This is a genomic window from Vibrio sp. B4-6 (assembly GCF_963888245.1).
GTDB lineage: Bacteria > Pseudomonadota > Gammaproteobacteria > Enterobacterales > Vibrionaceae > Vibrio > Vibrio anguillarum.
Genome location: NZ_CAWPIM010000015.1, coordinates 19,966 through 28,319, shown reverse-complemented (window position 1 = coordinate 28,319; position 8,354 = coordinate 19,966). Strand labels below are relative to the sequence as shown.

The following is an 8,354-nucleotide window of genomic DNA, read 5'->3' as shown; positions in this document are numbered from 1 at the left end:
TCGTGCAGGTGAGAACGTTGGTGCACTTCTACGTGGTACTAAGCGTGATGAAGTAGAACGTGGTCAAGTACTAGCGAAACCAGGTTCAATCACTCCACACACTAAGTTCGAGTCAGAAGTGTATGTATTGTCTAAAGATGAAGGCGGCCGTCATACTCCGTTCTTCAAAGGCTACCGTCCACAGTTCTACTTCCGTACAACGGACGTAACAGGCGATATCTCTCTACCAGAAGGCGTAGAGATGGTAATGCCAGGTGACAACATCCAAATGGTTGTAGAGCTAATCGCTCCAATCGCGATGGATGAAGGTCTACGTTTCGCGATCCGTGAAGGCGGTCGTACAGTAGGTGCTGGTGTTGTTGCTAAAGTTATCGCTTAATTGCTGATTTAGCCGTTTAAATACGAATAGTATTTGACTAACGACTACCAAAAAGGGCATCATTTGATGCCCTTTTTCTGCACTAAATTTGGCCGTTGTCGATTTGTTGGTCGATAAAGCCAGTGCAAAGGATTTAAGATAGAGACATTTCTATCTTGATGAGTATGTATAGGTAGCTTTACCTGTGCTATGGATTTGCCCTGCAACAGCGGGGTTGTTGTCGTCTATGTTAAGACTTGTAACAGGTTGGTTTATGAAAGCAAACAATGCTGAAATTCCTGATAGCTCAAGTGCAGCAGACACATTTAAGTGGATTGTCACTTTTGCTCTGTTAGCTGCCGCTGTTGTGGGTAATTACCTGTATGGTGAAATGTCTGTAGTGCTTCGCGCTGCAGGTGTGGTTGCGCTGATTATTGTAGCACTCGGTGTTGCTGCGACAACCACAAAAGGAAAAGCGGCGATTGCGTTTGCGCGTGAATCTCGTATGGAAGTTCGCAAAGTGGTATGGCCTACACGTCAAGAAACCATGCAAACAACATTAATCGTTTTAGCTGTAAGTATCGTAATGGCTCTAGCACTTTGGGGCATCGACGGCATTATGGTTCGTCTTGTCGCTTTCGTGACTGGGGTATAGAGGGTTTAATACATGAGTGAAGCTCCTAAAAAACGCTGGTATGTAGTTCAAGCCTTCTCTGGATTTGAAGGCCGCGTAGCGCAATCGCTGCGTGAGCATATCAAGATGCACGCAATGGAAGAATTCTTCGGTGAAGTTCTTGTTCCAACCGAAGAAGTTGTTGAAATGCGTGCAGGTCAACGCCGTAAAAGTGAGCGCAAGTTCTTCCCAGGCTATGTATTGGTACAGATGCTCATGAATGATGAGTCCTGGCACTTAGTTCGTAGTGTTCCTCGTGTAATGGGTTTCATTGGTGGAACCTCCGATCGTCCTGCACCTATCACTGACAAAGAAGCCGATGCGATTCTTAATCGTCTAGAGAAAGCGAGCGAAGCTCCGCGTCCTAAGACGATGTTTGAAGCAGGTGAAGTGGTTCGTGTTAATGAAGGTCCATTTGCTGATTTCAACGGCACCGTTGAAGAAGTGGATTACGAGAAGAGCCGCATTAAAGTGTCAGTATCTATCTTTGGTCGTGCAACTCCTGTTGAACTTGAGTTTGGCCAAGTTGATAAGCTTGATTAAAAAAACACCTTTTAGGGTTGTTAAGGGCGTGAAATGTGATTATAATTTCGCGCCTTATTTACACGTCTTTATGACAAAGTAACCGGGGAGCTGATCAGCTGATTGGCGTTTGTACCCACATTTAGGAAATATCATGGCTAAGAAAGTTGAAGCTTATATCAAGTTGCAAGTTGCATCTGGTATGGCGAACCCAAGTCCACCAGTTGGTCCTGCACTAGGTCAACGTGGCGTTAACATCATGGAATTCTGTAAAGCGTTCAACGCAAGAACAGAATCAATGGAGAAAGGCTTGCCTACTCCAGTTGTTATCACTGTATACAGCGACCGTTCTTTCACGTTCGTAACTAAGACTGCTCCAGCGGCTGTTCTTCTGAAGAAAGCTGCAGGCATCAAGTCTGGTTCAGGCCGTCCAAACACTGAAAAAGTGGGCACGGTTACTGATGCTCAAATCCAAGAAATTGCAGAAGCGAAAGCGGCTGATATGACTGGTGCTGACATTGAAGCGATGAAACGTTCTATTGCGGGTACTGCTCGTTCAATGGGCTTAGTGGTAGAGGGTTAATATCATGGCAAAACTAACTAAGCGTATGCGCACTATCCGTGAGAAAGTTGACGCAACTAAAGAATACGAAATCAACGAAGCTGTAGCTCTTCTTAAAGAACTTGCAACGGCTAAATTCGTTGAGTCTGTAGACGTTGCTGTGAACCTTGGCATTGATGCTCGTAAATCTGACCAAAACGTACGTGGTGCAACTGTTCTGCCACACGGTACTGGTCGTGAAGTACGTGTTGCAGTGTTCACTCAAGGTGCAAACGCTGAAGCGGCTAAAGCTGCTGGTGCAGATTTAGTGGGTATGGAAGATCTAGCTGAGCTAGTGAAGAAAGGCGAAATGAACTTTGACGTTGTTGTTGCTTCTCCAGATGCAATGCGCGTTGTAGGTCAACTAGGTACCATTCTTGGTCCTCGCGGTCTAATGCCAAACCCTAAAGTTGGTACTGTAACTCCTAACGTTGCTGAAGCGGTTAAGAACGCTAAAGCAGGTCAGGTTCGTTACCGTAACGACAAAAACGGCATCATCCACACAACTATCGGTAAAGTTTCTTTCGAAACTAACCAACTTCAAGAGAACTTAGAAGCTCTTCTAGTTGCACTTAAGAAAGCGAAACCTTCTTCTGCTAAGGGTACTTACCTGAAGAAAGTAAGCATTTCTACTACGATGGGTGCTGGTGTTGCTGTTGATCAGAACACGCTAAACGCTCAAGCGTAATAATACATTTGATTAGGTGTGGAATTTATGTATAATTCTGCGCCTAATATTTGTGGTTGGGGCTGATTTTAGTTCTTAGAACTATGACCCAGTCTCCGTCCAAGACCGTAGGCGTTATTTGTCTGTTTGATAAATGACTTAATCGTACCTACGTAGATGGTGCCCGAACTGACAGAAAGCATAATTTATTTTTTGAATAGATAAACTTTCTTCTGGGACTGCACCGAAATAACTCTCACTGTTGTGATAATAGTGAGTGGTGTAACGACAACCAGGAGTAAATCCAAGATGGCTTTAAACCTTCAAGACAAACAAGCAATTGTTGCTGAAGTCAACGAAGCGGCCAGTGGTGCACTTTCTGCAGTTGTTGCTGACTCTCGTGGCGTTCAAGTAGGCGCGATGACTTCTCTACGTAAACAAGCTCGTGAAGCGGGTGTTTACATGAGAGTTGTTCGTAATACTCTAGCACGTCGCGCAGTGGAAGGCACAGCTTACGAATGTCTACAAGACGTATTCGTAGGTCCTACTTTGATCGCATTCTCTAACGAGCATCCAGGTGCTGCAGCGCGTCTTTTTAAAGACTTCGCAAGAGAGAACAAGCACTTTGAAATCAAAGCAGCTGCATTTGAAGGCGCATTAACTGACGCTGAACTACTAGCGACACTACCAACTTACGACGAAGCAATCGCACGCCTAATGATGTGCATGAAAGAAGCTTCTGCTGGCAAGTTGGTACGTACTATCGCTGCTGTCCGCGATCAAAAAGAAGCTGCGTAATTCGCATTGCTTTTTATTGTTTGCTAAATAAACTTATTGTTGACTTAAAAGAGAATTGTTATGTCTATTACTAACGAGCAAATCCTAGATGCAGTTGCAGAAATGTCTGTAATGCAAGTTGTTGAACTTATCTCTGCTATGGAAGAGAAGTTCGGTGTTTCTGCTGCAGCTGCAGTAGTTGCAGGCGGCCCAGCAGCAGCAGCTGTTGAAGAGCAAACTGAATTCGACGTAATCCTAACTGCTGCTGGCGCAAACAAAGTATCTGTAATCAAAGCAGTACGTGGCGCAACTGGCCTAGGTCTTAAAGAAGCTAAAGCTCTAGTTGACGGCGCTCCAGCTGCAATTAAAGAAGCAGTTTCTCAAGCAGAAGCTGACGCACTTAAGAAAGAGCTAGAAGAAGCTGGTGCGACTGTTGAAGTTAAGTAATTATTACTTAATTTCTTAGCCGCAAGGCTAATGGCTGGTGGTTTATTGACCACCGGCCTTTTTGCGCTGTAGGGTATGGGTGAATTTTCCCGCTGTTTAGACGCTTATACTCGTGCAAAAGCACACAAACTATCATTTTTGAGTGATGTTGTGTTACTACAGTAAACAGCTGTTAGTCACTGTCCTATGACCCTTTATTTTTGAATAATTGGTGGGCAGTTTGGGTCACTTATCAGCGAGCTGAGGAACCCCATGGTTTACTCTTATACCGAGAAAAAGCGCATCCGTAAGGACTTTGGTACTCGTCCACAAGTGTTGGACATTCCATACCTGCTATCGATCCAGCTCGATTCGTTCGACAAGTTTATCGAACAGGATCCTGAAGGACAATACGGTCTTGAGGCTGCTTTTCGTTCTGTATTTCCTATTCAGAGCTATAACGGCAATTCTGAGCTGCAATACGTTAGCTATCGTCTTGGTGAGCCAGTTTTTGACGTTAAAGAATGTCAAATTCGTGGTGTAACTTATTCTAAGCCACTACGCGTAAAACTACGCCTAGTGATCTTTGATAAAGACGCGCCAGCAGGTACTGTAAAAGATATTAAAGAACAAGAAGTCTACATGGGTGAAATTCCACTCATGACAGACAATGGTACCTTCGTAATTAATGGTACTGAGAGGGTTATCGTATCCCAGCTGCACCGAAGCCCAGGCGTATTCTTCGACAGCGATAAGGGTAAAACTCACTCATCAGGTAAAGTTCTTTATAACGCACGTATTATCCCTTACCGTGGTTCATGGTTAGATTTTGAGTTTGATCCAAAAGATAACCTATACGTGCGTATTGACCGTCGTCGTAAACTGCCTGCATCGATCATTCTTCGTGCACTTGGTAAATCGACAGAAGAGATCTTGGATCTGTTCTTCGAAAAAGTGAAGTTTGAAGTCAAAGACCAAACTCTTCTTATGGAGTTGGTACCTGAGCGCCTGCGTGGCGAAACAGCGTCATTTGATATTGAAGCAAATGGTACCGTTTATGTCGAAAAAGGTCGTCGTGTAACGGCTCGTCATATTCGTCAACTAGAAAAAGATAACGTTGATTTTATCGAAGTACCCGTTGAGTACATCGTAGGTAAAGTCGCTTCTAAAGATTATGTCAATGAAGCAACTGGTGAAGTCATCGTTAGCGCAAACCAAGAAATTAGCTTGGAAGCATTAGCGAATCTTTCACAAGCGGGCTATAAGAAACTTGAAGTTCTATTTACGAACGATCTTGATCATGGTCCATTTGTGTCTGAGACGCTCCGCATCGACAGTACGGTTGATCGTATTTCTGCGCTAGTAGAAATCTACCGCATGATGCGCCCTGGCGAGCCACCAACAAAAGAAGCAGCCGAATCGCTGTTTGAAAGCCTATTCTTCTCAGAAGAACGCTATGACCTATCAACAGTAGGCCGTATGAAGTTCAACAGCTCAATTGAGCGTGAAGATGCCGGCGAGCTTGGTACGCTTGACGAAACTGACATCATCGAAGTGATGAAGAAGTTGATCGCCATTCGTAACGGCATTGGCGAAGTGGACGATATCGACCACCTTGGCAACCGTCGTATTCGCTCTGTTGGTGAAATGGCTGAAAACCAATTCCGCGTAGGTCTTGTGCGTGTTGAACGTGCAGTGAAAGAGCGCTTAAGCCTTGGCGATCTTGATGCGATCATGCCTCAAGATTTGATCAATGCGAAGCCTATCTCTGCGGCCGTTAAAGAATTCTTCGGTTCTTCACAGCTTTCTCAGTTTATGGACCAGAACAACCCACTTTCAGAAGTGACGCACAAACGTCGTATTTCTGCATTGGGTCCTGGCGGTCTAACTCGTGAGCGTGCTGGCTTTGAGGTACGTGACGTACACGTAACTCACTACGGTCGTCTATGTCCGATCGAAACGCCAGAAGGTCCGAACATCGGTCTGATTAACTCATTGTCAGCATTTGCACGTTGTAACGAATACGGTTTCCTAGAAACTCCGTACCGTCGTGTTGTTGATGGTGTGGTGACTGATGAAGTTGATTACTTGTCAGCTATCCAAGAAGGTCAATTTGTTATCGCGCAGGCAAACGCCATTCTGACTGAAGAAGGTACGTTTGCAGATGAGCTGATCACAGCTCGTCAAAAAGGTGAATCTGGTCTTCACCCTCGTGAACATGTTGACTACATGGACGTTGCGACCAACCAGGTCGTATCAATCGCCGCTTCGCTTATCCCGTTCCTAGAACACGATGATGCGAACCGTGCATTGATGGGTGCGAACATGCAACGTCAAGCGGTTCCAACGTTACGCGCTGAGAAGCCGTTGGTTGGTACTGGTATCGAACGTAATGTAGCGGTTGACTCTGGTGTAACTGCCGTTGCCAAACGTGGCGGTATGGTGCAGTCAGTTGATGCGTCTCGTATCGTAGTTAAAGTTAATGAAGATGAACTTGTATCTGGTGAAGCGGGTATCGACATCTACAACCTAACTAAATACACACGTTCGAACCAAAACACATGTATTAACCAACGTCCTACTGTGATGCCAGGTGAACCTGTAGCTCGCGGTGATGTCCTTGCTGATGGTCCTTCAACAGACCTTGGTGAGCTAGCGCTTGGCCAAAACATGCGTATCGCATTCATGCCTTGGAATGGTTATAACTTCGAAGACTCGATCTTAGTATCTGAGCGCGTCGTTCAAGAAGACCGTTTCACGACTATCCACATCCAAGAACTTTCTTGTGTGGCTCGTGATACTAAGCTGGGCTCTGAAGAGATCACAGCGGATATTCCAAACGTAGGTGAATCGGCTCTGTCTAAACTAGACGAGTCAGGTATCGTTTACATTGGTGCTGAAGTTAAGGGTGGTGACATCCTAGTTGGTAAAGTAACGCCGAAAGGCGAAACTCAGCTAACTCCAGAAGAGAAGCTACTACGTGCAATCTTCGGTGAAAAAGCCTCTGATGTTAAAGATACGTCACTGCGTGTACCAAACTCTGTTTCAGGTACCATTATCGATGTTCAAGTTTTCACTCGCGATGGCGTAGAGAAAGACAAGCGTGCGCTTGAAATTGAACACATGCAGCTAAAAGAAGCGAAGAAAGACCTTACTGAAGAGTTCCAAATTCTTGAAGGTGGTCTACTAGCGCGTGTGAAAGCTGTACTGATCAATGGTGGCTATTCTGAAGCGAAGCTTGATGCGATCGATCGTAAGAAATGGCTAGAACAAACACTAGAAAACGACGAGCTACAATCTCAACTTGAACAGCTTGCTGAGCAGTGGGATGAGCTAAAAGCTGACTTCGATAAGAAGTTCGAAGCGAAACGTCGCAAAATCACTCAAGGTGATGATCTAGCGCCTGGCGTTCTGAAGATTGTTAAAGTTTACCTAGCGGTGAAACGTCGTATCCAGCCTGGTGATAAGATGGCAGGTCGTCACGGTAACAAGGGTGTAATCTCTAAGATCAACCCTGTTGAAGACATGCCTTACGATGAAAACGGTCAGCCGGTTGATATCGTATTAAACCCACTAGGTGTACCGTCACGTATGAACATAGGTCAGATCCTTGAAGTTCACTTAGGTCTGGCTGCAAAAGGTATTGGTGACAAGATCAACCAAATGGTTAAAGAACAACAAGAGCTGTCTAAGCAGCGTGAGTTCTTACAGAAGGTTTATGATCTTGGCGATACGCGTCAGAAAGTAGATATTGCTGCTCTGTCTGATGGTGATGTTCGTACTCTTGTGAACAACCTTCGTGGTGGTTTACCGATTGCAACTCCAGTATTTGATGGTGCATCAGAAGCATCGATCAAAGAACTATTAAGCCTAGCCGACCTACCAACTTCTGGTCAGCTAACACTGTTTGATGGTCGTACTGGTGATGCATTCGAGCGTCCTGTAACTGTCGGTTACATGTACATGCTCAAACTGAACCACCTTGTTGATGACAAGATGCACGCTCGTTCAACAGGTTCGTACAGCCTAGTAACTCAGCAACCACTTGGTGGTAAAGCTCAGTTCGGTGGTCAGCGTTTCGGTGAGATGGAAGTGTGGGCACTAGAAGCATACGGTGCTGCATATACACTACAAGAAATGCTTACTGTTAAGTCAGATGACGTTAACGGTCGTACGAAGATGTATAAGAACATCGTTGATGGTAACCATAGCATGGAACCTGGCATGCCAGAGTCTTTCAACGTATTGCTGAAAGAGATCCGCTCGCTAGGTATCAACATCGAGCTAGAAGACGAAGAGTAATCTTGGCGGTAAACCCTCTGGATTATCC

7 protein-coding genes and 1 pseudogene are annotated in these 8,354 nt (G+C 45.1%); all 8 read left to right on the top strand.

Features of this window, described 5'->3' with window-relative positions; genetic code table 11:
- Window positions 1–379, top strand: a pseudogene (gene tuf, locus AACV20_RS06245) (elongation factor Tu); the annotation flags it as partial.
- Between the two features lie 253 nt (window positions 380–632).
- Window positions 633–1,013, top strand: a complete 381-nt coding sequence (gene secE, locus AACV20_RS06240; protein WP_047688362.1) for a preprotein translocase subunit SecE — start codon at window positions 633–635, stop codon at window positions 1,011–1,013.
- A 12-nt stretch (window positions 1,014–1,025) separates the two neighbouring features.
- Window positions 1,026–1,574, top strand: a complete 549-nt coding sequence (gene nusG / locus AACV20_RS06235; protein WP_013857954.1) for a transcription termination/antitermination protein NusG — start codon at window positions 1,026–1,028, stop codon at window positions 1,572–1,574.
- A 133-nt stretch (window positions 1,575–1,707) separates the two neighbouring features.
- On the top strand, window positions 1,708–2,136 hold the full coding sequence (gene rplK, locus AACV20_RS06230; protein ID WP_010318965.1) for a 50S ribosomal protein L11: 429 nt from the start codon (window positions 1,708–1,710) through the stop codon (window positions 2,134–2,136).
- A gap of 4 nt (window positions 2,137–2,140) precedes the next feature.
- Entirely contained in the window at window positions 2,141–2,842 is a 702-nt protein-coding gene (gene rplA, locus AACV20_RS06225; protein ID WP_013857952.1) for a 50S ribosomal protein L1, read from the top strand.
- 288 nt (window positions 2,843–3,130) lie between these two features.
- A complete protein-coding gene (gene rplJ, locus AACV20_RS06220) occupies window positions 3,131–3,619 on the top strand; it encodes a 50S ribosomal protein L10 (protein ID WP_026027617.1) in 489 nt (162 codons plus the stop codon).
- 60 nt (window positions 3,620–3,679) lie between these two features.
- Entirely contained in the window at window positions 3,680–4,045 is a 366-nt protein-coding gene (gene rplL / locus AACV20_RS06215; protein ID WP_010318962.1) for a 50S ribosomal protein L7/L12, read from the top strand.
- A 252-nt stretch (window positions 4,046–4,297) separates the two neighbouring features.
- The gene (gene rpoB, locus AACV20_RS06210; protein WP_010318961.1) at window positions 4,298–8,326 is read left to right on the top strand and encodes a DNA-directed RNA polymerase subunit beta; all 4,029 of its coding nucleotides are present in this window, start codon (window positions 4,298–4,300) and stop codon (window positions 8,324–8,326) included.
- The last annotated feature ends 28 nt before the right edge of the window (window positions 8,327–8,354 follow it).